We start from the raw sequence: 24573 nt of genomic DNA, 5'->3' as shown, positions 1-24573 counted from the left end.
CACTATGACTAGCCTGTGTTCGTCATGCCGATCGCCTGTTGAAATCTCGAACGCAGGCGCCAGACCCAAGGGAGGGGGCCGGAAGTGGGACGCCTCGTACCTGCCGTGACCCGGGCTCTCGACATTCTTGAGCTCTTCCTCGACGGGGACGGGACGCTCTCCGCCCCCGACATCGTGCGCAAGCTCCAGCTGCCGCGCACCACCGTGCATGAACTGGTCACCACGCTCTCCGCGCGGTCGTACATCGTGCCCGTACCGGGACAGCCCGGACGGTACCGGCTCGGCGTGCGGCCGTACCAGCTCGGCAGCCGGTATGCCGAGCAGCTCGACCTCGCCGCCGAGGGCCAGCAGGTGGCCCGCTCGGTCGCCGAGACCTGCGACGAGACGGTCCATGTGGCCATCCTCGAGGGCACGGACGTCATCTACATCGCCAAGGTCGACTCCACGCACGCGGTGCGCATGGTGTCGGCGGCCGGCCGCAGGCTGCCCGCCCACTGCACCTCGGTCGGCAAGATGCTGCTGGCCTCGCTGCCCGAGCCGGAGCTGACCGCCCGCATCCCGGACGGCGCCGAGCTGGTCGCGATGACCCCCAACAGCATCACCGAACCGGGCGCCCTGCGCGAGGCCCTGGCGGAGATCCGGCAGCGGGGCATCGCGGCGGAGAACCGCGAGTCCAACCCGGACGTGAGCTGTGTGGCGGCGCCGGTGCGCGACCGCACGGGCCAGGTCGTCGCCGCCCTGTCCATCTCCGTGCCCATGATCCGCTGGAGCGACGAGCGCCGCACCGAGCTGGAGCAGCTCGCCGCCAAGGGCGCGGCCGAGCTGTCGGAGCGCCTGGGCCACCGGGGCCCGGCATGACCGCGTACGAGGTGGCGGTACGGGCGGAGGCGACGCTCGGCGAGGGTCCGACCTGGGATCCCGCGGCCGGCCACCTGATCTGGCTGGACATCCTGGGATCACGGATCCACACCTACGATCCGTCGACCGGCCGCCGCACGGTCCGCACGACGCACCAGCACGTCGGCGCCGCCAAGCCCCGGGCGGGCGGCGGCCTGGTGCTGAACCTCAGGGACGGCGTGGGCCTCCTGGACCCCGACGGCACCTTCCGCTGGCTGCGCCACGAGCCCGTCCCCGGCCGCCGCGCGAACGACGCCGCGGTGGCCCCGGACGGCTCGCTGTGGGCGGGCACCATGCGCTACGACGAGGCGCCGGGGGGCGGCACGCTCTCCCGGATCACCGGCGACGGCTCGGCAGAGGTGATCCTCGACGACGTGGCGGTGAGCAACGGCACCGGATGGAGCCCCGACGGCCGCCTGATGTACTACATAGACTCGCCGACGCGGCGGATCGACGTCTTCCACCACGAGGACGGGCGGGCCGTGGACCGGCGCCGGCTGGCGGAGATCGAGGACGGCGCGGGCTTCCCCGACGGGCTGACGGTCGACGCCGACGGCTGCGTGTGGGTGGCGCTGTGGGACGGCGGCGCGGTGCGCCGGTACACGCCGGACGGCGAGCTGGACCGCGTGATCGAACTGCCGACCCCACGGGTGACGGCATGCGCCTTCGGGGGCCCGGATCTGACGGACCTGTACATCACGACGGCACGCGTGGGGCTGACGGCACCGCACCCGATGGCGGGATCGCTCCTGGTGGTACCGGGGGCGGGCAAGGGACTGCGCCAGCCGGCGTTCGCGGGCTGACCGCCCCGGGGCTGCCCCGGCCCGCGTTCGCCGGCCGGCCGCCCCGGACCTCACAACAGCCCGCCCGCCTTCCGTTCCTCGGCCGTCAGCGGCGGCCCGCTCAGCGCCGGCTTGAGCGGGCCGAGTGCCGCCGCGAGGAGCACGCCGGGGGCGAGCAGCACCTCCGCGCCCCGCTCCAGCGACGTCACGTCGGTGACCCTGCGCGCGATCCGGCCGTTGCCGGTGGCCGTGTACAGCAGGCGTCCCACGTACGCGGCCGTCATCCGTTCCCGGAGAGTCGGCCCGCCCTCCGTCGCCCCGGGATAGAAGACGTCGGACCCGATGGCGAGGTCCCATGCCGCCCGCGCCGGCCGGCTCACCGCCTTCTGGACCTGCCGGGACAGACCGCGCGCACCCCAGCCCTGACGGTGAATCACGTCCCGTAGGGCGAGGGCGCCTTGGGCGGCCACCGACATCCCGTGCCCGTACACCGGGTTCAGTGCGCACACCGCGTCACCGAGCACCACGAAGTTCTCCGGCCAGACCGGCATCCGCTCGTAGAAGTGCCGGCGGTTGGCCGTGGTCCGTGTGAACGACACATCGGTCAGCGGCTCCGCGTTCGCGATCAGGTCGCCGATGACGGGATGGCGCAGCTCCTCACGGGCGTACCGCACGAAGTCCTCGGTGCCGGCGACGGGCTCGGCGCCCCGGCTGCCGTAGAGGGTGACCATCCACTGACCGTGCTCGATGGGCATCAGGACACCGCCGTGCCCCGGGCGTCCTCCGCCCGGTGGATCCGGCTGGATGTTGACGACGGGGAATCCGTCCCGCGCCTGGTCCGGCGCCCGGAACAGCCGACTCGCGTACGTGATACCGGAGTTGACCTCCCGCCGATCTGCCGTGGGCAGCCCGAGCGCGGTCAGCCACTGGGGGGTGCGGGAGCCGCGCCCCGTTGCGTCGACCACCATGTCGGCCACGAGGGTGCACTCCGCGTCGTCGTGCGCCCGTATGCGTACCCCGGTGACGGCCGCGCCCGTGCCCTCCAGCCCGAGCACCTCGGCCTGTGGCATCAGCTCGATCCGCCGGTCGGCCAGGATCTCCGCCCGCACGACCCAGTCCAGCAGGTCCCGGCTGCACGTCATCATGTACGCCGACTCGGCCCAGCGCCGGAACCAGCCGTACGGCGACAGCGCGACGATGTCCGTCGTCACCGGCAGCCGCGCCGCTCCGGCCTCTCGCAGCCGCCCGACGACGCCGGGCACCAGCTGCTCCAGGGCGTGCGCCCCGCCCGACCACAGCTGGTGCACGTGCCTGGCCTGCGGCAGGCCCTTGCGCGGCTCCGGCCCGGCGGGCAGCGCGTCCCGCTCGACCACGACGACGCGGTCGGCGAAGGAAGCCAGCGCGCGGGCCGCGAGCAGGCCTGCGAGGGAGCCGCCGAGGACGACGGCAGTGGGTCTGCGATCACTCATGTACGGGAACGCTCTCTGCTGGGGCGGCCGCACGTGTGCGTACCGCCTCGATGTCGTCGGGGTGCCGGAGGGCTCGGGACACGGCCCCGATCTCCCGGAGCAGGTTCGTGGTGTCGGGCCCGACGGCCGTCTCGGGGGGCTCCGGCGTGCGGCTCCTGGCCTCGATGGCGTCCAGGATGCCCACCGCGGCGGCCAGTGCGTTCGCCCTCTCCGGCGGGTGTCCGAGGTCGAGCGCGGCGTCGTACGACCGCCTGCTCAGGTCCGTGTCGATGTGCCGGACGAGCGGCAACAGCACGTCGCGGATGAACGTCTCGCGCCGGGTCAGGCGCAGCTCGGCCGTGGCGTGCAGCACGAGCGGGACGCCACCCCCGTTCACCGTCCGCATCAGCTGGTACAGAGGTCGCAGTTCGTGGTGGGCGAGCCGGACTCGCCAGCGGTCGTGCAGGTACTGGCCGGCGTGCGGGAGGATGAAGCCGGCGGCGACCAGGATGGCGGACAGAGCGGCCACCGGCGGCGCCAGGTTGGTGCTCAACCAGTCCAGGTTCCGCCCGGTCCAGCGGGCGGCCACGGCGACGAGCTTGAAGGTGTCGAAGACCAGGTTCAGCACGTAGCCGGCGCCCAGCAGTCTCAGCCCCCAGCGCAGCCAGGCGTCGAGGCCGTCGGTGCGGGCCCAGCTCCAGATCAGCTTGGACGTGATCAGGCAGGCCACGGCGTGCGCGACCAGGTAGAGCAGGATCTCCTCGCGCATGAACGGCGTGTTGGCGTAGTACGTGTCCAGGTCCCGGAGCCGTTCCACGGGCGCGTCGGCGAGCGCGAACAGCACCCACAGCGAGGCGATCACACCGGAGTAGACGCAGACGACCCAGCGCATCGCGCGGCGTGTCGCGGCGGACCGGTCGGCCAGGCCGTTGCGCCAGGCGATGATCAGCAGCAGACAGGAGCCGCAGAACGCGGTGAGCAGCGAGTAGCACCAGGGCGCCGAGATGTTGGGCACGCCGGTGACCCGGTTGGTCCAGGCGATCGTCGACGGCGTGACGAACACGAACACCGCGCAGGCGAGCAGCAGCAGTCCGCCCACCGCGCGCAGCAGCGGGTCCCGCCACAGCCGGATGATCGTGGGCAGTTTGATCACCAGAGCGGCGGTCAGCACCGCGGTCGGGATCCAGAAGGAGATGTAGAACCCGCTCAGGAATTCCGTGGGGTTCAGTGCCAGTGGAGTCACCGCACGGCTCCTCCGCGTCCGCGGTAGCCCAGGGAACGCTGCACGGGGTCGAGGGGCGCCCCGGGGCCGAGGCCGGAGACGTACGGGCGGAAAGCGGTGGCGAGCCGGTGGCCGAAGTCGTCGGCCTCGGCCTCGTCGGCAGCGCGGGAGCCATTGCGGGCGGCGACGGTCAGGGCGATGTCGTCCAGGCCCGCCAGCGCGTGGACGGTTGCCGCGCCGACGCCGTGGTGGTGCCGGTGCCCGGCGTGCATGTGCCACAACTCGTGCCCGAGGATGACCAGTTGCTGCAACGCTTCGGCCCGTTCCTCCACGATGACCAGGTCGAAGTCCTGGAACTCCACCCACAGACCGGTGACTTCGATCTCGTCGGGGAAGCGTTCGAAGCGCAGCTCGACCGGCCGCCCGGACCGCCGGTCACCCATGGCCTCGCACAGCGCCCGGCACAACTCGCGTACGTCGGAGGGGGGACGGGGTCTCGCACGGACCGCACGGGTGAGGTCGGCGGCGAGGCCGCGCCTGCCCGAACCGGGACGGGTGCGCCGCCATCTCGTGGCGATCCGGGCAGCCCGCCGCCGCGCGCCCGCGATGTCCATCGCTCCCCCTTCTCACCGCCGGTCGGCGGCTTGTCCGAGGTTACGCGCCCGGATGTGTCCGCGTCATGGGATCCGACGACCGTGGTTCAACCGGGAACGATCACCGCGGTCACCGGAGCTGCTCGAAAGTCCGGTCCGGCCCATTGACGCGCAAGCGCTCGAATTTTACGGTCCCGTTCGGGTATGCGAGCACAATTCGAGATATCGAACGGAAACGTCGAACCGAGATGTCGAACAGATTCTCCGATTCTTCAGCGGTACCGCTCCGAAAGGACCCCATGAGCAAGCGCACCACCGCCCGTTTCACCCTCGATCCCGCGTTCACGGTCGGCGCGGTCGACCCCCGTCTCTTCGGATCCTTCGTCGAACACCTCGGCCGGTGCGTCTACACGGGCGTCTTCGAACCAGACCACCCCACCGCCGACGCCGAAGGCCTCCGCACGGACGTGCTCGACCTGGTCCGCGAACTCGGCGTCACCACCGTGCGCTACCCCGGCGGCAACTTCGTCTCCGGCTACAAGTGGGAGGACTCGGTCGGCCCGGCCGAGGACCGCCCCCGGCGCCTCGACCTCGCCTGGCACTCCACCGAGACCAACCGCTTCGGCCTGTCCGAGTACATCGCCTTCCTCAGGAAGATCGGTCCGCAGGCCGAGCCCATGATGGCCCTCAACCTCGGCACCCGAGGCGTCGCCGAGGCCCTGGAACTCCAGGAGTACGCCAACCACCCCTCCGGCACCGCCCTTTCGGACCTGCGGGCCGCTCACGGCGACAAGGATCCGTTCGGGATCCGGCTCTGGTGCCTGGGCAACGAGATGGACGGCCCCTGGCAGACCGGCCACAAGACCGCCGAGGAGTACGGCCGCCTCGCCGCCGAGACCGCCCGCGCCATGCGCCAGATCGACCCCCACGTCGAGCTCGTCGCCTGCGGCTCCTCCAACCAGGCCATGCCCACCTTCGCCGCATGGGAGGCCACGGTCCTGAAGGAGACGTACGACCTCGTCGACCACATCTCCCTCCACGCCTACTACGAGCCCGTCGACGGCGACGTCGGCTCCTTCCTCGCCTCCGCCGTCGACATGGAGTCCTTCATCGAGAACGTCGTCGCCACCTGCGACCACGTCGGCGCCCGGCTCAAGTCCAAGAAGAAGATCAACCTCTCCTTCGACGAGTGGAACGTCTGGTACCTGTCCCGCTGGGAGGCGCACGCCCGGGCCCAGGACCCCGCGGACTGGCCGGAGGCCCCCCGCCTCCTGGAGGACAACTACAGCGTCCTGGACGCGGTGGTCTTCGGCTCACTGCTCATCGCCCTGCTCCGGCACGCCGACCGGGTCACCGTCGCCTGCCTCGCCCAGCTGGTCAACGTCATCGCGCCGATCATGACCGAACCGGGCGGTCCCGCCTGGCGGCAGACGACGTTCTTCCCGTTCGCGCAGGCCTCCCGGTACGGGCGCGGGCAGGTCCTCGACGTCCGCGTGGACTCACCGACGTACGAGACGGAGAAGTACGGCGAGACCGACCTGCTGCACGCCACCGCGGTCCGCGCCGACGACGGCACGGTCACCGTGTTCGCCGTCAACCGCGACCGCACCGAGCCGCTCCCGCTCGAAGTCGCCCTGAACGGCCTCGGCCTGGCTTCCGTCGTCGAGCACAGCGCCCTCGCGGACGCCGACCCCGACGCCCGCAACACCCTCGACGAGCCGGAGCGGGTCGCCCCGCACCGGGTGGAGGGCACGACCCTGCGCGACGGCCGCCTCACGGCCGTACTGGAGCCGCTGTCCTGGAACGTGATCCGGCTCGGGTAGGCCCTGTCGTCAGCGGCCGGGGGAGGCCACCGGGGTCACCGGTACTCCTCCGGCCGCGCTGCCCAGCAGCGTCAGCCGCACCCGGCCCGGCCCCGAATCCGTCGTGCCGTCGGACAGGACGGCCAGGGCCAGGGTGTTGGTGCCGCGGGTGCGCAGGATGCCGTTCGGCAGGACGAAGGTGTGCTGCGGGCCCACGTCGTTGATGTACTGGCCCATGTTCCAGCCGTTCAGGAAGACCTGGACGCGGTAGGCGCGGGCCGGGTCGTCCTCCAGGACCAGTCCGACCGAGGGGTCGATGCCGCCCGGCACGGAGAGCCTGAAGGTGGTCCGGTACCAGGTCACCCCCTGCCCGTGGTCGGCCCGCGGGAAGCCGGCGGCCTGCCAGGACCCGTCCGCGAACCCGGGCAGGTGCCAGCCCTCCCGCTCCCCGTACAGCCCGCCGTTGTTCAGCGGTCCCCGCACGGGATCGGGGGCCGCCTCGCCCTGGAGCCGCCAGCTCACCTTCGGCGAGGCGCCCTCGAAGGAGACTCCGGTCAGCCCGCGCGCCACCTTGTGCGTGTCGAGCGCCTTGCCGTCCTGGTCGTGCTGCATGCGCCGGACGAGGACGGACAGCACATGGCCGCCGGGCTCCTCCCGCAGCTTCCCGCGGAGCCTCTTGCGTGCTTTTTTGGACAGCCCGGAGAGGGAGAAGACGGCCGTGTCCGCCCAGCTGCCCTTCCTGACCGTGCTGTCGTCCGGCACCGGCATCCGGTGCGTGCCCAGCGGCTCGCCGTCCAGCCAGGCCATGAGCATGCCCTGGGTGCCCGTGCTGTAGGCGAGGGACACCGACTCCAGGCCGCTCGCGCCTTCGAGGTGCCCGCGGTACCAGACGTCGCCGTAGTGGAAGCCGTAGTCGTCCGCGAAGAGGACGGGCTGTCCGCCGGGCACGGGGGTGGTGCTGTACGAGGTCCTCTTGTCGGCGACCGGCCACGCCGAGTCGTCGAACCCGGGCGCGGACTCGGGGTTCTCCGGCTGCCGCCGCCACCCGCCGAGCTCCGGCAGGGCGGTCTGCGGCACCCCGGGCACCAGTTCCGTGCCCCACAGGCTCGAAGAGGTCGTCACCCGCGTGGGCACCGCGCGCCCGTTCCACTCCACGCTGTCGATACCGCGCGGCCCCCACACCTCCAGGCCGGTCTCCTGGATCGTGTCGCCGGTCAGCCGGACCGTGGAGCCGCTCACCTCGGCGTGCCGCAGCAGCGCCGGGCCGTAGACCAGCACGGAGCCGGACGGGGTGTCGTACGGAAACAGGCGCACGGAGGTCGCGTCGTCGGCGAAGAGGAGCAGCAGCGGGGTGTCGGTCTCGCCGCGGTCGACGAGCACCCGGGTCAGCCCGCCCTTGCCGAGGGGCGCGGTCACGTGCAGGGCGCCCCGGTCGTACACCCAGGCGGCCTCGGGGTCCAGCCGCTGGACGTAGGGCTCGCTCGGGCACTCCAGGACGAGGTGCGCCATCTCCCCGTACCGCCCGGTGAACAGCGCGATGTCCAGCCGTCCGGCGGTGAGGAGCATCATGGGCTGCGCGGTGCAGTACCGCAGCTTCCGCTTGCCGAGGGAGAGCCCGGTGGTCAGCATCCGGGCGTCCCGGGCCGGGACGGTCACCTCGACGTCGCCCGCCGCGGTCGGCAGGTCGGCGGTGACCTCCTGCGCACCGTCGTTGCGCACCACGTACACATGCGCCTCGGTGTCCGGATTCTTCAGGTGGTACACCTTGAGCCCGTCGGCCTTGACCTCCGCCGCCCGGTCCAGCCTGGCGAAGTCGGGCACACGCTGGAACATATGTCCGAGCTGGTGCATCGGGGCGATCTTCTCGGTGACGTTCCGCGCCTCGTCGACGGCCGCGCCGTAGTCGTACGACGTGTACACGACCGGCGCGGGCAGCCAGCCCCACGAGGTGCCGCCGAAGGTCATGTAGACGTTGTGCAGCGTGATGCCGTTGGCCAGGTTGGTCAGGTAGAAGCGCCGCTCGTAGGCCGCGTCCCGGGTCCGCCGCGACTCGGCGTACCCCTTCCCCTTGAACCACACCCCGCCCCACGGATCGAACCAGCCGCCCCCGAACTCGGGAACGAACCCGGGCGTCTTCGGACTGGCCGTGGCACCGCCCTTGAGCCCGCCGACCCCGAAGTGCCCCCAGTCGGGCGGCGGCTGGGAGGGGGAGGGATACCCGTCGAAGCCGTACAGCCAGTTCCCCTTCTCACCGCCGGTGTCGAAGGAGCCGGGGATCCAGTACCCGTTCCTGCCCTTGTCGTTGTGGAAGAGGGGAACGTCGATCCCGTCCCGGCGCACCTTCTTGTACAGGTGGGACATGTAGTCGCGTCCGGCAGGCTCGCCCACGTGGGCGTCGTACTCGTTCTCGATCTGGTAGAGCAGGACCGTGCCGCCGCCGTCGGTGAACTGGTGCCGGCGGACGATCCGGTTCACCGCGGTGAGCCACTCGTCGGCGTACGACAGATAGGTCGGGTCGGCCGTCCGTGCCGTCCCCCTCGTGACCGTGAGCCAGCCCGGGAAGCCGCCGCCGTCGATCTCGGCGTTGATGTAGGGACCCGGACGCAGGACGACGTACAGCCCCGTCTCGGCGGCCGTGCGCAGGAAGAGATCCAGATCGCGGACGCCGGAGAAGTCGTAGTGCCCGGGAGCGGCGGAGTGGTAGTTCCACGAGACGTAGATGCTGACCGCGTTGTAGCCGTGCGCCCGCATCTTCTGCAGCACGTCCCGCCACAGGGACGGGCTGGGCAGCCGGAAGGGATGCATCTCGCCGGACCACAGGACCAGCCGCCTGCCGTCGACCAGGAGGGAGTAGTGGTCGTACCCGATCGTGTGCCGTTGTCCGTCGGCTCTCGGCGGGGCGGGCGCGGGACCGGTCGGCACGGTGCGCGCCGCATACGCCGAGGGCGCCCCGGGGCCGCCGCTGCCGCCCAGGGCGAAACCGAGCGCGGCCGAGCCGGCGAGGGCACTGAAAGAACGTCTGCTGAGCGCCAAGGGATCCTCCCGGGCGGATCTTACGGGGCGCGGGTCCGGCCATTCTCCACGCAGACACGCCCCACAATGGACGCATGAGGATCTCGGCACGGGCAGATTACGCGGTACGGGCGGTACTGGAGGTCTCCGTACGGCAGGGTGAAGGCCCGGTGAAGGCGGAGGAAATCGCCACCGCGCAGGGCATCCCGCACAAGTTTCTGGAGGGGATCCTGGGCGATCTGAGGCGCGCCGGGATCGTGGACAGCCGGCGTGGCGGGGGCGGCGGCTACCGGCTGGCCCGGGAGGCGTCGAAGATCACGGTCGCGGACCTGATCCGCGCGGTCGACGGCCCGATCGTGTCGGTGCGGGGCGAGCGGCCGACGGGTCTGGAGTACACGGGCACCGCCCAGCCGCTGCTGCCGCTGTGGATCGCGCTCCGCGCCAATGTGCGAAAGATCCTGGAGGGCGTCACGGTCGCCGATCTCGCGGCGGACGCCCTGCCGGAGCCGGTACGCCGGCTGGCGGCGGAGCCGGCGGCCTGGGAGAACCCCTGAACCGCCGGTCCGCCGCCCGGGTGTCAGCTCCCTGGTGTCAGCTAGAGGTGTCCACACCCATGGTGAGCGTGGCCTTGTAGCCGTCCGAGACGCCGGAGCCCAGCGCGGTGAGGGTCAGCAGCCCGGAGGAGGCGCCGCCGTCGTCGTAGATGGTGTCGTCGGCGAGTGCGGTCTCCTTCCCGGTGTTGTCGGAGTACGGCGAGCTCGCCTGCACCGTCTCGTTGATGTCCGGGTCGAAGAACAGCTGCCCGGTGTGGACGAGCGTCCCGCCGGTGTACGAGTCGTCGGTGAGCGTCACGTCCGTGTGCACCCGCAGATGGACGTGAACGGCGCGCGACACGTAGTGGCCGGGCCAGATGGAGGTGATCTTCGCCTGTCCGTCGGAGTCGGTGACGACGCCGCCGCGCAGGAAGGTGCCGTCGTCGTCCTCGGTGTGGTGGTTCTTGCCGACGAATCCGGAGTACTCGCCGAGGGCGTCGGCGTGCCAGATCTCGACGAGGGCGTCGGCGAGCGGCGCGCAGTCGTTGGCGGTGTCGACCACCGTGAAGGTGTACTGGACCTCCACACCCTCCTTGTCCTCCCTGATGTCCTCGCGGACCAGGGCTCCGTCGAGCGAGTACGGACCCTCGGTGACCTCGGCGGTCAGGGTGCAGACGCTGGTGGCGGAGGTGGACGCCGACGAGTCGGCGGCCGCCGTGGTGTCCGACTCCGTGCTGGTGACCGGGTCGGCGGAGGCGATTCCGGCGATGGCGAGCCCGCCCGCGAGGGCGACGGTGCCGCCGCCGATGAGGACGCGCCGGCGCTGGACGCTCTTCGACCGGCGGTGACGGCCGGACAGACCGTCGTCGCCGATGCCGTTGTCGTTGTTGTCGCTGCTGATGTCGTGGTGCTCTGTGTTTCCCGTCATGCGCAGAAAGTTAGGGGCGGATTTGAAGGATTTCTTAATGTGCGGCTGTGAAGGGGCTGGGGATTCATTGCTCAACTGGGCCAATTTTCAACAGAGTTCGGACAATGTTCGAGCGGTGTGAAATCCACGGCTGTGAATGGCCTGAGTTCGCCCTGCCTATCTCCCGGGGGACTCCCTACGCTGCGATCGCCGCCCCGGCCTTCACAGGGACCACACAGTTTCTTCATGGGCCGGAGGCGCTCAACCCCCCACTCCACGACTGGAGAAACCATGGCTGGTGGACTCCTCCTGAGCGGTGCGGTCGCCGCTCTCCTCACCACCGCGTTGCCCGCCCAGAACTCGTCTCCCGTGATCGACAACCCGCCCCCGGACAAGATCGTCATCGACGTCGCCACGGTGAACGGCTCCGGCTGTCCGCAGGGCACGGCCGCCGTGGCCGTCTCGCCGGACAACACCGCCTTCACGGTGACCTACAGCGACTACCTCGCCCAGGCCGGCGGCAACTCCGACCCCACGGCGTTCCGCAAGAACTGTCAGCTCAACCTGATCGTGCACGTCCCTCAGGGCTTCACCTACGCCATCGCCAGCGCCGACTACCGCGGGTTCGCCTCGCTCCAGTCCGGCGCGAACGCCACCCAGAAGGCCTCGTACTACTTCCAGGGCTCCTCGAACACCGCGGCCAAGACCCACCCGTTCAGCGGCCCGTACAACGACGACTGGCAGGCCACCGACAGCACCGACTGGGCCCAGCTGGTCTGGGCGCCCTGCGGGGTCCTGCGCAACTTCAACATCAACACCGAGCTGCGGGTCAACGCCGGATCCAGCGCCCCCGGCAAGGTCAGCTTCATGACCATGGACTCGACGGACGGCGACATCAGCACGGTCTACCACATGGCATGGAAGACCTGCCCGACGTCCTGACGACGTGGGCCCGGCCGCACCCGGGAACGCGCACGAGCCCGCGCCCTTGTGGACAGGGCGCGGGCTCGTGGTCGTCGGGCGGGGCCGGCTAGCTGCTGACGCCCAGGGTGAGGGTGCCGGTGTAGCCGGAGGAGGTCGAGCTGCCCAGGGCGGTGAGGGTGAGGAGGCCGGACGAGGCGCCTCCGCCGTCGTAGATCGAGTCCCCGGACAGGGTGGTGCGGGTGACCGTGTTGGTCGAGTACGGGGAGACCTTGGCGACCGCCGTCGTGATCGTCTCGTTGAAGAACAGCTGACCGGTGTGCACGGTCGTGCCGCCGGTGAACGAGCCGTTGGAGGTGAGGGTCACGCCCGTGTGGACCTTGACGTGGATGTGGACGCACCGGCCGCGGTACCAGCCGGGGTAGACCGTGGTGATGTTGGCGACGCCGCTGGAGTTCGTGAGGACGCCGCCGCGCAGGAAGGTGCCGTCGTCCGACTCGCTGTGGCCGTTGTTGCCGACGTAGCCGGAGTACTCGCCGAGCGCGTCGGCGTGCCAGATCTCCACCAGGGCGTTGCTGAGGGGGGTGCAGGCGGAGTTCACGACGGTGAGGGCGAGCTTGAGCGGGATGCCCGCCTTGCCTTCGGTGATGTCGGTGCGGACGAGCGCTCCGCTGAGGTAGTAGGGGCCTTGGGTCAACTCCTCCGTGAGGGTGCAGACGGCCGCGGCGGCGACCGGCTCGGTGTCCGGCGTCTGCGCGGCTGTGGGGGCTTCAGGTGCGGCGGCGCCTACGGCCAGAACGGTGGCAGTGGTGCCCGTGGCGATCAGTACGGTGCGTCGCCCGATCGAGCGGGCATCTGAAGTTTCTGTCATGGACACGGCACCGTAGGGACGGATGCTGTCGAGGAGCTGTCAGTTCGGCAAAGTGACGGGCCGTCAAGATGTGGGTCAGACAGGTCGGCCCGTCACGTGCCCGTCCGGGTTACCCCACCTGCCCCATCCCGGCCGCGTTCGGCCAGCTCTGGGCGTTGGGCCAGCCGGTCGCCGGGGCCGGAGCCAGCCCCGGGGCGGGCGCCGTCATGCCGCGGACCTGGGCGGCGGTGAGCCCGCCGCGGGCCGGGACGCCCGGCGGAGTGGGGCCGGTGACCGCGGCGGCCGGTGCCGGTATCGGTGCGGGGGCCGGCACGGGCGTGGGGACGGCCATGGGTGCCGGGACCGGTGTGGGGACGGCCATCGGTGCCGGCATCGGTGTGGGGACGGCCATGGGAGCCGGCACCGGCATGGGGGCCGGCATCTGGGCGGCCGCCGGGATGCCCATGGGCTGCTGCATGACCTGGGCTGCCGCCGGCATCGGCATCCCGACACCGCCCGGCTGGGCGGCGACGGGGAGCGGCATGCCGGTGCCGGCGGCGGGGGCGGCGCCGGCACCGATGGCCTGCGCGGCAAGCCCCAGCATTCCGGCTCCGTTGGTCTCGTGCACCAGCCGGTCAACGGCCGCCGTACCCGAGCTGTAGCTGGTCCCTGCGCCCAGCTCGGGTACGGCGGCTCCCCTCCTGGTCCCGTAGAGCACCTGCTCCAGGCCGGACACCAGGCGACGCACGTCGACCTGGGGGCGCACCACGAGCCGCAGGAAGCGGCTGGAAGAACCGATCTTGTTGCCGCACTCACGGACCAGGATCCGGTGCTCGGTGAGCATCCGGTCCCGGACCACGGTGCCCTCGGCGCCGACGGGAAGGCGCACGAAGAGGAAGTTGCCCTGCGAGGGGTAGACCGTCAGGCCGGGCAGGGCGGAGAGCTGGCTGGCCATCTCCAGGCGGTCCTTGCGCACCTGCAGCAGGCTCTGCGCGTACTCGGGACCGTGCTCCTTGAGCATGAACACCACGTACTCGGCGAAGGCGTTGAGGTTCCACTTCGGCAGCATCGAGCGGACCTTGCCGGCCAGGGAGGGGTTGGCGACCATGTAGCCGAAGCGGATGCCGTGCAGACCGAAGTTCTTGCCGAGGCTGCGCAGCACGATGACGTTCGGCCGGATCATGGCCTCCTGGACGACGCTGGGTTCCGCCTCCGCGTCGGCGAACTCCAGGAACGACTCGTCGATGACGATCAGGTCCAGGTCGGCCATCGCGTCCATGAACTGCACCAGCGAGCGCTTGGGCAGGAAGCCGCCGTCGGGGTTGTTGGGGTTGCAGATGACGGCGACCTTGGTGCCGCGGGTGCGGATGAACTCGGCGTACTGCGCGAGGTCCAGGGCGAAGCCGTTGGACTCCTGGAGCGGGAACATGTCGACCCGCTTGCCGGTCTCCATCGGCTGGTCGGTCCAGCGGCCGAAGGTGGGGACGGGGATGGCGAGCGACTCCCGGACCAGCAGATGGTCGATCCAGGTGATCAGCTCGGTCGAACCGTTGCCCATGGCCACGGCCTGCGGCGGGAGCTGGAGCAGGTTGCACAGCTCGGCGGTGATGGTGTCGGCGCTGCTCGGGTAGTACGTGACGATGTCCCGCAGCCGGGCCGACATGGTGTCCATCATCGCCGGTGTGGGGAAGTAGGGATTGCACGGGATACAGAAGTCCACCGGGCCGGTCCCGTCGCCGCCCTCCCGCGTCAGCGCCGCCATGGACGGGCTGTGTGCCGCGGTGCTGCGGAACAGCGAGGTGACGTTTTCGGCCATGGAACCTCCGTATGAGGCGAGCCCGGTGGGGGCTAACGGGCTCGTCGTCTATGGGTGGCCCGCGCGGGGGAGCACGGGCCACCCATAGATACGGAAGCTGGGGTGGCGGTGTTCAACAGATGTGGAAAGTGTGTGAGTTCGGGAACCCGGGGCCCGTGCGACGCGTCACGGGCCCCGTGGCTCAGGTCACTCGGGCACCGAACTCAGGTACAGAACTGAGGTACAGAGCTGAGGTACAGAACTCAGGCACCGGCCTCAGGCACGGAACTCAGGCGCCGAACGAGTGGATCGTCGTCGACCGGTACGTCTGCCCCGGCCGCAGCACGGTCGACGGGAACGCGGGCTGGTTCGGCGAGTCCGGGAAGTGCTGCGTCTCCAGGCACAGCGCGTCGCCCTGGCGGTAGGTGCGGCCGCCGGTGCCGGTCAGGGTGCCGTCGAGGAAGTTGCCGGAGTAGAACTGCAGACCCGGCTGGTCGGAGGCGATCCGCAGGGTGCGGCCGGAGTGCGGGTCGCGCAGGGTGGCGACGTGCTCGGGCCCGGCGGTGATGCCCTTGTCCAGGACCCAGTTGTGGTCGTAACCCTTGGCCTGCACCTGCTGGACGTGGCCGGCGCGGATGTCGCGGCCGATCGGCTTGGTCTTGCGGAAGTCGAAGGGGGTGCCGGAGACCTTGGCGAGCTCGCCGGTGGGGATCAGGCCCGTGTCGGTCGGGGTGTAGCGGGAGGCGGCGATCGTGAGCTCGTGGTTCTCGATCGTGCCGCTGCCCTCGCCGGCCAGGTTCCAGTAGACGTGGCTGGTGAGGTTGACGACGGTGGCCTTGTCGGTGGTGGCCTCGTAGTCGATGCGCCAGTCGCCGTGCTTGGTGAGGGTGTACGTCACCTTCGTCCTGAGCGTGCCCGGGTAGCCCATCTCCCCGTCGACGCTGGTGTAGTACAGGTGCAGGCCGACGTCCGAGCCCTTGGCGAACGGCTCGATGTCCCAGATGTGCTTGTCGAAGCCCTGCTTGCCGCCGTGCAGGCTGTTCACGCCGTCGTTGACGGACAGCTGGTACGACGTGCCGTCCAGGGTGAACTGCCCCTTGCCGATGCGGTTGCCGTAGCGGCCGATCAGGGCGCCGAAATAAGGGGTCTTCGCGACGTAGTCGTCGATGTTGTCGAAGCCCAGGGAGATGTTGGCGTAGTGACCGTGCCGGTCGGGGATCTCCAGGCACTGCACGACGCCGCCCCAGTTGAGGACCTTCATCCGCGTGCCGCCGTTCTCCAGCGACCAGCGGTACACCTTGGTGCCGTCCGCGAGCTTGCCGAAGAGCTCCTTCACCGGCTTCCTGCCTCCGGAGGCGGCCTCAGCCGTGCCCGGGCCGAGGGTGGTGGCGGCGAGGCCCGCGGCCGCCGCGCCTGCAATGACCGTGCGTCTGTTCAGTTCCATAATGCGGCTCCTGTAAAGGGAGGGGCCCCGCCGTTTCCGGCGGGGCCCGAGCTGAGTTACGAACCGGACTTGCGCTTGTTCCACACGTCGAAGCCGACCGCCACCAGTAGGGCGAAGCCCTTGATGACCTGCTGCCAGTCGGTGCCGACGCTGAGGAGGTTCATGCCGTTGTTCAGCACGCCGAGGACGAGACCGCCGATGATCGCGCCGAGGACGGTGCCGACCCCGCCGCTCATGGACGCACCACCGATGAACGACGAGGCGATCGCCTCGAGTTCGTAGTTCAGGCCGGCTTTCGGCGAGGCCGCGTTGAGGCGGGCGGCGATCGCCAGACCCGCCAGGGCCGCGAGCGCGCCCATGTTCAGGAAGACCAAGAAGGTGACCTTCTTGTCCTTGATGCCGGACAGCTTCGCCGCCGGCAGGTTGCCGCCGATCGCGTAGATGTGGCGGCCGAAGACGGCGTTGCGCATGACGTAGCCGTAGCCGACCACCAGCAGGCCGAGGATGATCAGCACGATCGGGGCGCCCTTGTAGCTGGCGAGCATCATGGTGAGCGCGAGGACCGCTGCGACCAGGGCGACCAGCTTGAGCAGGAACAGCCGGCCGGGCAGCACCTCGAGCGCGAACTCCTGCTGGCGGCGCCGGTCCCGGACCTCCTGCCACACCACGGAGGCGATCAGGACGAGGCCGAGGAGCAGCGTGAGGTTGTGGTAGTTGGTGTTCGGGCCGACCTCGGGCAGGAAGCCGGTGAACATCTTCTGCAGGCCGTCGGGGAAGGGGCCGAGGGTCTGGCCCTTGAGCAGGATCTCCGTGAACCCGCGGAAGATCAGCATTCCGGCGAGGGTGACGATGAACGACGGTATGCCGAGATACGCGATGAAGAACCCCTGCGCCGCGCCCGCCGCCGCGCCCACCAGCAGGCACAGCACCACGGCGGCCGGCCAGGGCACACTGTGCTGCACCGTCAGCACGGCCGCGAACGCGCCCACGAACGCGGTCAGCGAGCCGACCGACAGGTCGATGTGCCCGGCGATGATCACCAGCATCATGCCGATCGCGAGGATCAGGACATAGGCGTTCTGCAGCACCAGGTTGGAGACGTTGTGCGGCAGCAGCAGGTCGCCGTCGGTCCAGATCGCGAAGAGGACGACGATCAGGCCGAGGGCGATCAGCATGCCGTACTGGCGCATGTTGGCGCGCAGTCCGTCCAGCATCAGCCGGAGCAGGCCGTCACCGGTGGCCGATCCGCTCTTGCCCGGCGGCGCGGGGGCCGGGGTCTTGGCGGTCACATCCGTGCTCATCGGGTTACCTCTTTGTCCTTCGTCATCTGACGCATCAGCACTTCCTGCGTGGCCTCGGCCCGCGGCACCTCACCGGTCAGCCGTCCCGCGGACATCGTGTAGATGCGGTCGCACATGCCGAGCAGCTCGGGCAGCTCGGAGGAGATGAAGACGACCGCCTTGCCCTCGGCGGCCAGCTGGTCGATGACCGTGTAGATCTCGTACTTGGCGCCCACGTCGATGCCGCGCGTGGGCTCGTCCAGGATCAGCACGTCCGGACCCGCGAAGATCCACTTGCTGAGGACGACCTTCTGCTGGTTGCCGCCGGACAGCTTGCCCACCGGCTCGAAGACGGTCGGCGCCTTGATGTTCATGGACTTGCGGTAGCCCTCGGAGACCTGACGCTCCTCGTGCTCGTCGACGATCCCCCGCTTGGCGACCTTGCCGAGCGCGGTCAGCGAGATGTTGCGGTTGATGGTGTCGATGAGGTTGAGGCCGTAGTGCTTGCGGTCCTCGGTGACGTACGCGATGCCGTGGCCGACCGCCTCGGCGACGGACTTCGTACGGATCTCCGTGCCGTCCTTGAGGACCGTGCCGCCCGCGTACCGGCCGTACGTCCGCCCGAAGACGCTCATGGCGAGCTCGGTGCGGCCGGCGCCCATCAGGCCCGCGATGCCGACGATCTCCCCGCGCCGCACCTGGATCGACACGTCGTCGACCACCTTGCGCTGCTGGTCGATCGGGTGATGCACGGTCCAGTTGCGGATCTCCAGGGCCGGGGCGGCCCCTTCCTCCGCATGGTGCGGGGTGCGCTCGGGGAAGCGGTGGTCCAGGTCGCGGCCCACCATGCCGGCGATGATCCGCTCCTCGGTCGTCTCCTCCGCCTTCACGTCGAGCGTCTCGATGGAGAGCCCGTCGCGGATGATCGTCACCGAGTCGGCGACCCGGCGGATCTCGTTGAGCTTGTGGGAGATGATGATCGAGGTGATGCCCTGGTTCTTCAACTCCAGTATGAGATCCAGGAGTTTGCCGCTGTCCTCGTCGTTCAGGGCCGCTGTCGGCTCGTCGAGGATGAGCAGCTTCACCGACTTCGACAGCGCCTTGGCGATCTCCACGAGCTGCTGCTTGCCGACGCCGATGTCGGCGACCCGGGTCTCCGGGTGCTCGTCGAGACCGACGCGGCGCAGCAGTTCGGTGGCGTGCCTGAGGGTCTCGTTCCAGTTGATGAGCCCGCGCTTCGCGTGCTCGTTGCCGAGGAAGATGTTCTCCGCGATGGAGAGATACGGCACCAGCGCCAGCTCCTGGTGGATGATGACGATGCCGTGGTGCTCGCTCGCCCGGATGTCCCTGAAGCGGCAGACCTCTCCTTCGAAGAGGATCTCGCCCTCGTAGCTGCCGTGCGGATGGACGCCGGAGAGCACCTTCATCAAGGTGGACTTTCCGGCGCCGTTCTCACCGCAGATGGCGTGGACCTCGCCCTGGCGGACGGTCAGAGTGACGTCCGAGAGCGCTTTGACACCGGGAAAGGTCTTGACGATCGAGCGCATTTCCAGGACGGGTCCCGCCATGGTCGTGCCTTCCAATCAGTGTGGGTTCGGATCGGCCCCGTGGTTCCGAGGGACTACTTGAGCTCGGCGTCCGTGTAGTAGCCGCCCTTGACCAGCACGTCCTCGTAGTTGGTCTTGTCGACGCTCACCGGCTGCAGCAGGTAGGCGGGGATGACCTTGGAGCCGTTGTCGTAGGTCTTGGTGTCGTTGACCTCGGGCTTCTTGCCCTTGAGCACGTCGTCGACCATCGCCGAGGCGACGTCGGCGAGCTTGCGGGTGTCCTTGTAGACGGTCTGCGTCTGCTCACCGGCGATGATCGACTTCACCGAGGCGAGCTCGGCGTCCTGGCCGGTGACGACCGGCAGCGGCTTGCTCTTGGAGCCGTAGCCGTCCGACTTCAGCGAGGACAGGATGCCGATGGAGATGCCGTCGTAGGGCGACAGGACCGCGTCGACCTTCTCGCTCTTGTAGGAGGAGGTCAGGATGTCGTCCATGCGCTTCTGGGCGGTGGCGCCGTCCCAGCGCAGGGTGGTGACCTTGGTGAGCTCGGTCTGGCCGGAGCGGACGACGAGCTTCTTGCTGTCGATGTACGGCTTCAGGACGCTCATCGCGCCGTTGAAGAAGTACTTGGTGTTGTTGTCGTCGTTGGAGCCGGCGAACAGCTCGATGTTGAAGGGGCCCTTGCCGTTCTTCAGGCCCAGCTTGTCGACGATGTAGTTGGCCTGGAGCTCGCCGACCTTGGTGTTGTCGAAGGAGGCGTAGTAGTCGACGTTCTTGGTGCCGAGGATCAGACGGTCGTAGGCGATGACCGGGATGTCGGCGTCCGCGGCCTCCTGGAGCACGCTGTTCAGGGACTTGTTGTCGATCGCCGCGACGATCAGGCCCTTGACGCCCTGGGTGATCAGGTTCTCGATCTGCGAGACCTGCTGCTCCGGGTCGTCCTCGCCGTAGACCAGCTTGGTCTTGTAGCCCTTGGCCTCCAGGTCCTTGACGACGTTCTTGCCGTCGGCGATCCAGCGCTCGGAGGACTTGGTCGGCATCGCGATGCCGATGGTGGCTCCCTTGACACTGCCGCCCTTGTCCTTGCTGCCGCCCGAGCTGTCCTGGCCGCAGGCGGACAGGGTGAGGGCGAGGGAGGCGGCTCCGGCTATGGCGGTGAGGGCGGCTCTGCGGTTGCGCATGGTGATCATCCTTGTTCTTCTCGTCGTTGAGAGGTCCTGGGCGTTTCAGGCGCCGGTGGGAAAGCGGTTGAGCGTCCCGGGCAGCCGGGAGCCGAGCGGCGCCATGTCGCCGTCCGCGCCGTGCCGGGCGAGCAGGTCCAGGGCGAGGCGGCCGCGCCGCACCCGCTCCCGGGCGGTGTCCAGGGTCACGTCCCGCAGGTGGGTGCCCCACGGGTAGATGCCGGGAGCCTTGGACAGGCCGAACTTGAGGTAGAGCGGTGCGCCGCGCCGGATGAGCTCGGCGACCTCGTACATCCTGATGTATCCGCCGAGGTCGTCGGGGGCCTCGATGTACATGTCCATGGGGGCGCCGGACACCCGGCGGATCTCGGTGAGGTGATCGAGCGTCAGGTCACTGGGCACGTTGATGGAGTCCGCGCCCAGCCCCTCGTACACCGCATACGAGGCGGGGTTGACCGGCCCGATCAGCGCCGAGACCTTCAGGGTGGTGTCGGCGGGGATGATGCCCTGCTCGCGCGCCCGGTGCAGCGTCCACAGCACGCCCTCGTCGGCGACCAGGAGGCACTTGACGCCCAGCTCGGTCGCGCGGACGGCGTCTTCGACACACCCGGCGACCGCGTCGTGGCCGCGGGCGCGCGTGCCGCCGCCGCGTGAGTCGGTGCGCACCGAGCCGCCGATGTCCCAGGTGCCGCGTGGGCCGGTGAACAGGCAGAGTTCGATGTCGCGTTCGTCGGTGGCCTCGACCATCTCGGTGATCTCGGCATCGGTCAGCATCCACACGCCGCTGCCCTGGCTGATCCGGTGGATCGGCACGTCGAGCCGGGAGGACTCCTTGAGTACGACCGCCAGCGCCTCGGGACCCTCGCACGAGGGGATCTCGGTGCGCCAACGGCCGCCGCCCGGGAACGTGTGGGTGGAGGCGTCGGCGGGGTCGAGGGCGGGCGCGCCCAGGCCCAGGGTGGTGAGCGCCTGCTCACCGGGCCGGCGGGCTGCCGTGGCGGAAGCTTCGGTGGTCACAAGCTGTCCTTCGTGTTCGATATTTCGGACAAGGTTCGCGGCTCGGGGTATGAAAAAGGCTTGGTGGTACGCCGGTCACGGCGTCGTCAGGTAACGCCGTGACCGGCGTACGACTAGGGGCGGAGCAGCACCTTGCCGACCTTCGGGTCGCCGGCTCCCACCAGCTCGATGGCCTGCGAGAACTCGGTCAGCGGCAGCTCGTGCGTGATCAGGGGCAGCGGGTCGAGCAACCCGGCGCCGAAGACCCGTACCGTGTGCGCCCAGGCGTCCGGCGGTGCCCCGAAGACGGTGTGCACCTCCAGCTGCCGTACGACCAGGTCGGTCGGGTCGAGGCCCTCGGCGCCCGGCGCCGGGATGCCCGTGAGGACCAGACGTCCGCCACGCCTGAGCAGGGAGGCGGCGGTGCGCGCGGCGGACGCGGATCCGGCGGTCTCGATGACGACGTCGAAGTCGTCGGGGAGTGCCGGACTTTCGGCGTTCCTGACGCGGAAGTCGGTGGCCCCGAACTGCCGCGACAGCGCCTCCCGGTCGTTGCGGGTGCCCACGACCAGCAGCTCCGACGGCGAGATCGCCTTCAGGAACTGCACCGCGAACATGCCCAGCGTCCCGGTGCCGACCACCGCGACCCGCTCGCCCGGCCGGGCGTTCCCCTTGAGCGCGGCTGCCGCGATGCAGGCGGCCGGCTCCAGGAGGGCGGCGGCGGTGAGGTCCGCGTCGTCCGGCAGCGCGTGCAGCAGCCGGGCCGGGAGGGTGAGCGTGGTGGCCATGGCGCCCGGCTGGGTGAAGCCGGTCTCCTCGTAACCCGCGGTGCACAGGGTGGTCTCGCCCGCGTGGCAGCGGTCGCACACCTGGCAGTTGCGGAAGCCCTCGCCGACCACCTTGCGGCCGACCAGGGACTGAGGCACCCCGGCGCCCACCGCCCGCACCGTCCCGGACCACTCGTGGCCGGGCGTCAAGGGGTAACGGACGTACCCCTCGGGCCGGTTGCCCTGGTACACCTCGCGGTCACTGCCGCAGATCCCCACGGCGTGCACGGCGACCAGCGCCTCGCCCGGACCTGGCTCACGCGGCTCGTGCGGGACGACGCGGTGCGCGCCCGGCTCTTCGATGACGACGGCGGTGCTCACTGCTCGGTGCCCTTCGGCTTGCGCTGCTCCCAGCCGTCGGCCCACAGGTCGAACCGGGCCTGCTGCTGCGGGAACTCGGCGGCGGCGTCGGCGTCGAACTCGACACCGAGACCGGGCGCGTCGGACAGGTGGAAGTACCCGTCGACGACCTCCGGGGCGCCCTTCACGACCTTCTTGATCTCCGCGTCGGCGAAATCGTTGAAGTGCTCCAGGATCTTGAAGTTCGGGGAGGTGAACCCGACCTGGAGGGAGGCGGCGGTGAGCACCGAGCCGCCCACGTTGTGCGGGGCGACGAGCACGTAGTGCGTCTCGGCGGTCGCGGCCAGCTTCCGCGTCTCCCAGATGCCGCCGATGTGGCCGACGTCCGGCTGGATGATGTCGACGGCCTGGCTCTCGAAGAGCTCGCGGAACTCGATCCGGTCGTGGATCCGCTCACCGGTCGCGACCGGCAGGTCCACCTTGGCGGCCACCTTCTCCAGCGCCTTGAGGTTCTCCGGCGGCACCGGCTCCTCCAGCCACGCGGGCTTGAAGGGGGCCAGCTCCTTGGCCAGCCGGACGGCGGTGGAGGGGGAGAAGCGGCCGTGCATCTCCAGCATCAGCTCGGCGTCCGGGCCGATGGCGTCGCGCACCGCTTCGATGAGCGAGACCGAGTAGAGGGTCTGCTCGTGGTCGAGCTCGAAGTGTCCGGTGCCGAACGGGTCGATCTTGAGGGCCTTGTACCCGCGGGCCATGACCTGCTGGGCGGCCTTGTGGTAGGCCTCCGGGGTCCGCTCGGTCGTGTACCACCCATTGGCGTACGCCTTGACCTTGTCGGTGACCTTGCCGCCGAGCAGCTGCCAGACCGGCACACCCAGGGCCTTGCCCTTGATGTCCCAGCAGGCCATCTCGACGACCGCGATGCCGGACATCACGATTTCACCCGCCCGGCCGTAGTCGCCGTACTTCATACGGCGTACGAGGTCCTCGACAGCGAACGGGTCGGAACCGAGAATGTGGTTGGCCTCGGCCTCCCGCAGGTAGCCGATCAGCGCGTCGGTGTGACCGAGCATCCGGGTCTCGCCGACTCCCGTGATCCCTTCGTCGGTGTGCACCTGTACGTAGGTCAGGTTGCGCCACGGCGTCCCGACCACGTGCGTGCTGATTCCGGTGATGCGCACGGCAGTTGCCCCTCAGGTGTTCGAGATTTCGTCACACGTTCGAAATGCTGGCGTGACAGTAAAGACGGGGCAGTGTGGGTGTCAATGGGTCGAACAGGTAACGGTTTCGACAAGGCTTTCGAGAGGTTTTTCGATCCCCTACAGAACCTTCACAGCGGCGCCTAGGAACGTGACCTGTGCGGAATCTAGTCTTCCCGCGTCATGGACTACTGCCACCCGTGCCGACGGCACCTCAATGGCGCCCTCGCCTGCCCGGGGTGCGGCACACCGATCGAACAGCTCCGCGCGTACCCGCGGGATGCGTACGAGTACGAGACCGAGAACACCGAGTACAAGGACGGGTCCCCGTACGACGGTTACGACGACGAGGCCGACGAGACCGCTGAAAGCGGCGACGGCGGCGATGACGGCGACAGCGGCGACGGCGGTGGCGACGAGGACGAGCCGCAGGGACGCGCGGCCCGGCGCCGGGAACAGGGCCGGGGCCGGGACCGGACGCGCGGCGAATCCGCCGAGGGGCCGGCGGGTGCCGACGCGAGCCGTCGCGACCGCAAGGCCGCGGCCCACCGCCGACGTCGGCGCCGGACCGTTCTGATCGCCGCGGGCCTGGTCCTGGCGGCCGGCGGTCTGAGCATCGCCGAACTGGGCGTGGACGCCCCGTTCTCCAGCCCGAGTCCGTCCGCGGCCGGTGGTGAGACGGCGGACGGCGGCTCCTCCTCCACGGACAGCAGCCCGACCGCCAGACCCCTGGACGCGGCGTCCGGTGGCTCGTCCGGTGTGGCCGCCTCCGCCTCTCCGGACGCCTCGGCCTCGCCGTCGGCCTCGGAGTCCGGGAAGGACAAGGCGTCCGAGTCCCCCGACGACAAGGCGACGGACAAGTCCGGGCAGTCCGCCGTCACCGGCACGGGGACCTCGGCACCGACCGCCCCGGCGACCGCCCAGCCGACGACCACCCGGGCCGCGGACCCGACGACGTCCGCCCCGGCCCCGGATCCCTCGCCGTCGAAGACGTGCAAGCAGTTCCTCTGGTGGTGCACCTGAGGCCGTCCGCACCGTTC

Annotated in this window: 20 protein-coding genes; 6 read left to right on the top strand and 14 right to left on the bottom strand. The window is 70.0% G+C overall.

The genetic code is table 11. The features are described from left to right. Positions 1–84: 84 nt before the first annotated feature. Together ACIPSA_RS03085 and ACIPSA_RS03080 are read left to right on the top strand one after the other, a co-directional pair. Positions 85–858: an IclR family transcriptional regulator gene (locus tag ACIPSA_RS03085; protein ID WP_402628171.1), complete on the top strand. Its 774-nt coding sequence runs from the start codon at positions 85–87 to the stop codon at positions 856–858. Further along, complete coding sequence (locus tag ACIPSA_RS03080; protein WP_402628169.1) at positions 855–1700, top strand: SMP-30/gluconolactonase/LRE family protein; 846 nt, start codon at positions 855–857, stop codon at positions 1698–1700. Before ACIPSA_RS03085 ends, ACIPSA_RS03080 begins: the two co-directional genes overlap by 4 nt. A gap of 50 nt (positions 1701–1750) precedes the next feature. On the opposite strand, the gene ACIPSA_RS03075 is transcribed toward ACIPSA_RS03080, so the two are convergent. From ACIPSA_RS03075 to ACIPSA_RS03065, 3 genes are read right to left on the bottom strand one after another with little or no spacing between them, the layout of a single operon-like run. Further along, positions 1751–3148: an FAD-dependent oxidoreductase gene (locus ACIPSA_RS03075; RefSeq protein WP_402628168.1), complete on the bottom strand. Its 1398-nt coding sequence runs from the start codon at positions 3146–3148 to the stop codon at positions 1751–1753. Further along, a complete protein-coding gene (locus tag ACIPSA_RS03070; protein WP_402628166.1) occupies positions 3141–4370 on the bottom strand; it encodes an MAB_1171c family putative transporter in 1230 nt (409 codons plus the stop codon). The genes ACIPSA_RS03075 and ACIPSA_RS03070 overlap by 8 nt, the downstream gene beginning before the upstream one ends. Further along, entirely contained in the window at positions 4367–4963 is a 597-nt protein-coding gene (locus tag ACIPSA_RS03065; protein ID WP_402628164.1) for a toxin-antitoxin system, toxin component family protein, read from the bottom strand. The genes ACIPSA_RS03070 and ACIPSA_RS03065 overlap by 4 nt, the downstream gene beginning before the upstream one ends. 278 nt (positions 4964–5241) lie before the next feature. Here ACIPSA_RS03065 and ACIPSA_RS03060 point away from each other — a divergent pair, with 278 nt between their 5' ends. After that, a complete protein-coding gene (locus tag ACIPSA_RS03060) occupies positions 5242–6765 on the top strand; it encodes an alpha-N-arabinofuranosidase (protein WP_402628163.1) in 1524 nt (507 codons plus the stop codon). 9 nt (positions 6766–6774) lie between these two features. On the opposite strand, the gene ACIPSA_RS03055 is transcribed toward ACIPSA_RS03060, so the two are convergent. Continuing rightward, positions 6775–9777 (bottom strand): beta-galactosidase, encoded by a 3003-nt coding sequence (locus ACIPSA_RS03055; protein ID WP_402628161.1) that lies wholly within the window; start codon positions 9775–9777, stop codon positions 6775–6777. A 74-nt stretch (positions 9778–9851) separates the two neighbouring features. Between ACIPSA_RS03055 and ACIPSA_RS03050 the strand changes: the two genes are divergently transcribed. After that, positions 9852–10310 carry an RrF2 family transcriptional regulator gene (locus ACIPSA_RS03050; RefSeq protein WP_402628159.1) on the top strand — a complete coding sequence of 153 codons (459 nt, stop codon included), beginning with the start codon at positions 9852–9854 and terminating at the stop codon, positions 10308–10310. A gap of 37 nt (positions 10311–10347) precedes the next feature. Here the strand turns inward: ACIPSA_RS03050 and ACIPSA_RS03045 are convergent, their stop codons facing one another. Beyond that, positions 10348–11217 carry an intradiol ring-cleavage dioxygenase gene (locus ACIPSA_RS03045; protein WP_402628157.1) on the bottom strand — a complete coding sequence of 290 codons (870 nt, stop codon included), beginning with the start codon at positions 11215–11217 and terminating at the stop codon, positions 10348–10350. A 270-nt stretch (positions 11218–11487) separates the two neighbouring features. Here ACIPSA_RS03045 and ACIPSA_RS03040 point away from each other — a divergent pair, with 270 nt between their 5' ends. Further along, entirely contained in the window at positions 11488–12138 is a 651-nt protein-coding gene (locus ACIPSA_RS03040; RefSeq protein ID WP_402628155.1) for a DUF4360 domain-containing protein, read from the top strand. A gap of 88 nt (positions 12139–12226) precedes the next feature. On the opposite strand, the gene ACIPSA_RS03035 is transcribed toward ACIPSA_RS03040, so the two are convergent. From ACIPSA_RS03035 to ACIPSA_RS02995, 9 genes are all read right to left on the bottom strand, one after another. Continuing rightward, positions 12227–12988 carry an intradiol ring-cleavage dioxygenase gene (locus ACIPSA_RS03035; RefSeq protein ID WP_402628153.1) on the bottom strand — a complete coding sequence of 254 codons (762 nt, stop codon included), beginning with the start codon at positions 12986–12988 and terminating at the stop codon, positions 12227–12229. A 109-nt stretch (positions 12989–13097) separates the two neighbouring features. Further along, positions 13098–14783 (bottom strand): aminotransferase class I/II-fold pyridoxal phosphate-dependent enzyme, encoded by a 1686-nt coding sequence (locus tag ACIPSA_RS03030; RefSeq protein WP_402628152.1) that lies wholly within the window; start codon positions 14781–14783, stop codon positions 13098–13100. A 268-nt stretch (positions 14784–15051) separates the two neighbouring features. Next, positions 15052–16206 (bottom strand): aldose epimerase family protein, encoded by a 1155-nt coding sequence (locus ACIPSA_RS03025; protein WP_402628150.1) that lies wholly within the window; start codon positions 16204–16206, stop codon positions 15052–15054. 56 nt (positions 16207–16262) lie between these two features. Further along, positions 16263–17507 (bottom strand): multiple monosaccharide ABC transporter permease, encoded by a 1245-nt coding sequence (gene mmsB, locus ACIPSA_RS03020; RefSeq protein WP_402628148.1) that lies wholly within the window; start codon positions 17505–17507, stop codon positions 16263–16265. After that, on the bottom strand, positions 17504–19054 hold the full coding sequence (gene mmsA, locus ACIPSA_RS03015) for a multiple monosaccharide ABC transporter ATP-binding protein (RefSeq protein ID WP_402628146.1): 1551 nt from the start codon (positions 19052–19054) through the stop codon (positions 17504–17506). Before mmsA ends, mmsB begins: the two co-directional genes overlap by 4 nt. A 53-nt stretch (positions 19055–19107) precedes the next feature. Then, positions 19108–20214 carry a multiple monosaccharide ABC transporter substrate-binding protein gene (chvE, locus tag ACIPSA_RS03010; protein WP_402628145.1) on the bottom strand — a complete coding sequence of 369 codons (1107 nt, stop codon included), beginning with the start codon at positions 20212–20214 and terminating at the stop codon, positions 19108–19110. A gap of 45 nt (positions 20215–20259) precedes the next feature. Then, positions 20260–21231, bottom strand: coding sequence for a hypothetical protein (locus ACIPSA_RS03005; protein WP_402628143.1), 972 nt, complete (start codon positions 21229–21231; stop codon positions 20260–20262). Positions 21232–21344: 113 nt separating this feature from the next. Then, entirely contained in the window at positions 21345–22358 is a 1014-nt protein-coding gene (locus ACIPSA_RS03000) for a zinc-binding dehydrogenase (RefSeq protein WP_402628141.1), read from the bottom strand. Continuing rightward, on the bottom strand, positions 22355–23515 hold the full coding sequence (locus ACIPSA_RS02995) for a mandelate racemase/muconate lactonizing enzyme family protein (RefSeq protein WP_402628140.1): 1161 nt from the start codon (positions 23513–23515) through the stop codon (positions 22355–22357). The genes ACIPSA_RS03000 and ACIPSA_RS02995 overlap by 4 nt, the downstream gene beginning before the upstream one ends. A gap of 201 nt (positions 23516–23716) precedes the next feature. Here ACIPSA_RS02995 and ACIPSA_RS02990 point away from each other — a divergent pair, with 201 nt between their 5' ends. Continuing rightward, entirely contained in the window at positions 23717–24556 is an 840-nt protein-coding gene (locus ACIPSA_RS02990) for a hypothetical protein (protein ID WP_402628138.1), read from the top strand. Positions 24557–24573: the final 17 nt, after the last annotated feature.

Origin of the sequence: Streptomyces sp. NPDC086549, from assembly GCF_044746205.1 — a bacterium.
Lineage (GTDB): Bacteria > Actinomycetota > Actinomycetes > Streptomycetales > Streptomycetaceae > Streptomyces.
This window is presented reverse-complemented; position numbering and strand designations above follow the sequence as displayed.

Excerpts from the sequence above, each read along its gene's own strand:
- ACIPSA_RS03080 (WP_402628169.1), top strand. The coding sequence starts at position 855 with ATGACCGCGTACGAGGTGGCGGTACGGGCGGAGGCGACGCTCGGCGAG.
- ACIPSA_RS03075 (WP_402628168.1), bottom strand. The coding sequence starts at position 3,148 with ATGAGTGATCGCAGACCCACTGCCGTCGTCCTCGGCGGCTCCCTCGCA.
- ACIPSA_RS03065 (WP_402628164.1), bottom strand. The coding sequence starts at position 4,963 with ATGGACATCGCGGGCGCGCGGCGGCGGGCTGCCCGGATCGCCACGAGA.
- ACIPSA_RS03060 (WP_402628163.1), top strand. The coding sequence starts at position 5,242 with ATGAGCAAGCGCACCACCGCCCGTTTCACCCTCGATCCCGCGTTCACG.
- ACIPSA_RS03050 (WP_402628159.1), top strand. The coding sequence starts at position 9,852 with ATGAGGATCTCGGCACGGGCAGATTACGCGGTACGGGCGGTACTGGAG.
- ACIPSA_RS03045 (WP_402628157.1), bottom strand. The coding sequence starts at position 11,217 with ATGACGGGAAACACAGAGCACCACGACATCAGCAGCGACAACAACGAC.
- ACIPSA_RS03040 (WP_402628155.1), top strand. The coding sequence starts at position 11,488 with ATGGCTGGTGGACTCCTCCTGAGCGGTGCGGTCGCCGCTCTCCTCACC.
- ACIPSA_RS03035 (WP_402628153.1), bottom strand. The coding sequence starts at position 12,988 with ATGACAGAAACTTCAGATGCCCGCTCGATCGGGCGACGCACCGTACTG.
- ACIPSA_RS03030 (WP_402628152.1), bottom strand. The coding sequence starts at position 14,783 with ATGGCCGAAAACGTCACCTCGCTGTTCCGCAGCACCGCGGCACACAGC.
- ACIPSA_RS03025 (WP_402628150.1), bottom strand. The coding sequence starts at position 16,206 with ATGGAACTGAACAGACGCACGGTCATTGCAGGCGCGGCGGCCGCGGGC.
- mmsB (WP_402628148.1), bottom strand. The coding sequence starts at position 17,507 with ATGAGCACGGATGTGACCGCCAAGACCCCGGCCCCCGCGCCGCCGGGC.
- mmsA (WP_402628146.1), bottom strand. The coding sequence starts at position 19,054 with ATGGCGGGACCCGTCCTGGAAATGCGCTCGATCGTCAAGACCTTTCCC.
- chvE (WP_402628145.1), bottom strand. The coding sequence starts at position 20,214 with ATGCGCAACCGCAGAGCCGCCCTCACCGCCATAGCCGGAGCCGCCTCC.
- ACIPSA_RS02990 (WP_402628138.1), top strand. The coding sequence starts at position 23,717 with ATGGACTACTGCCACCCGTGCCGACGGCACCTCAATGGCGCCCTCGCC.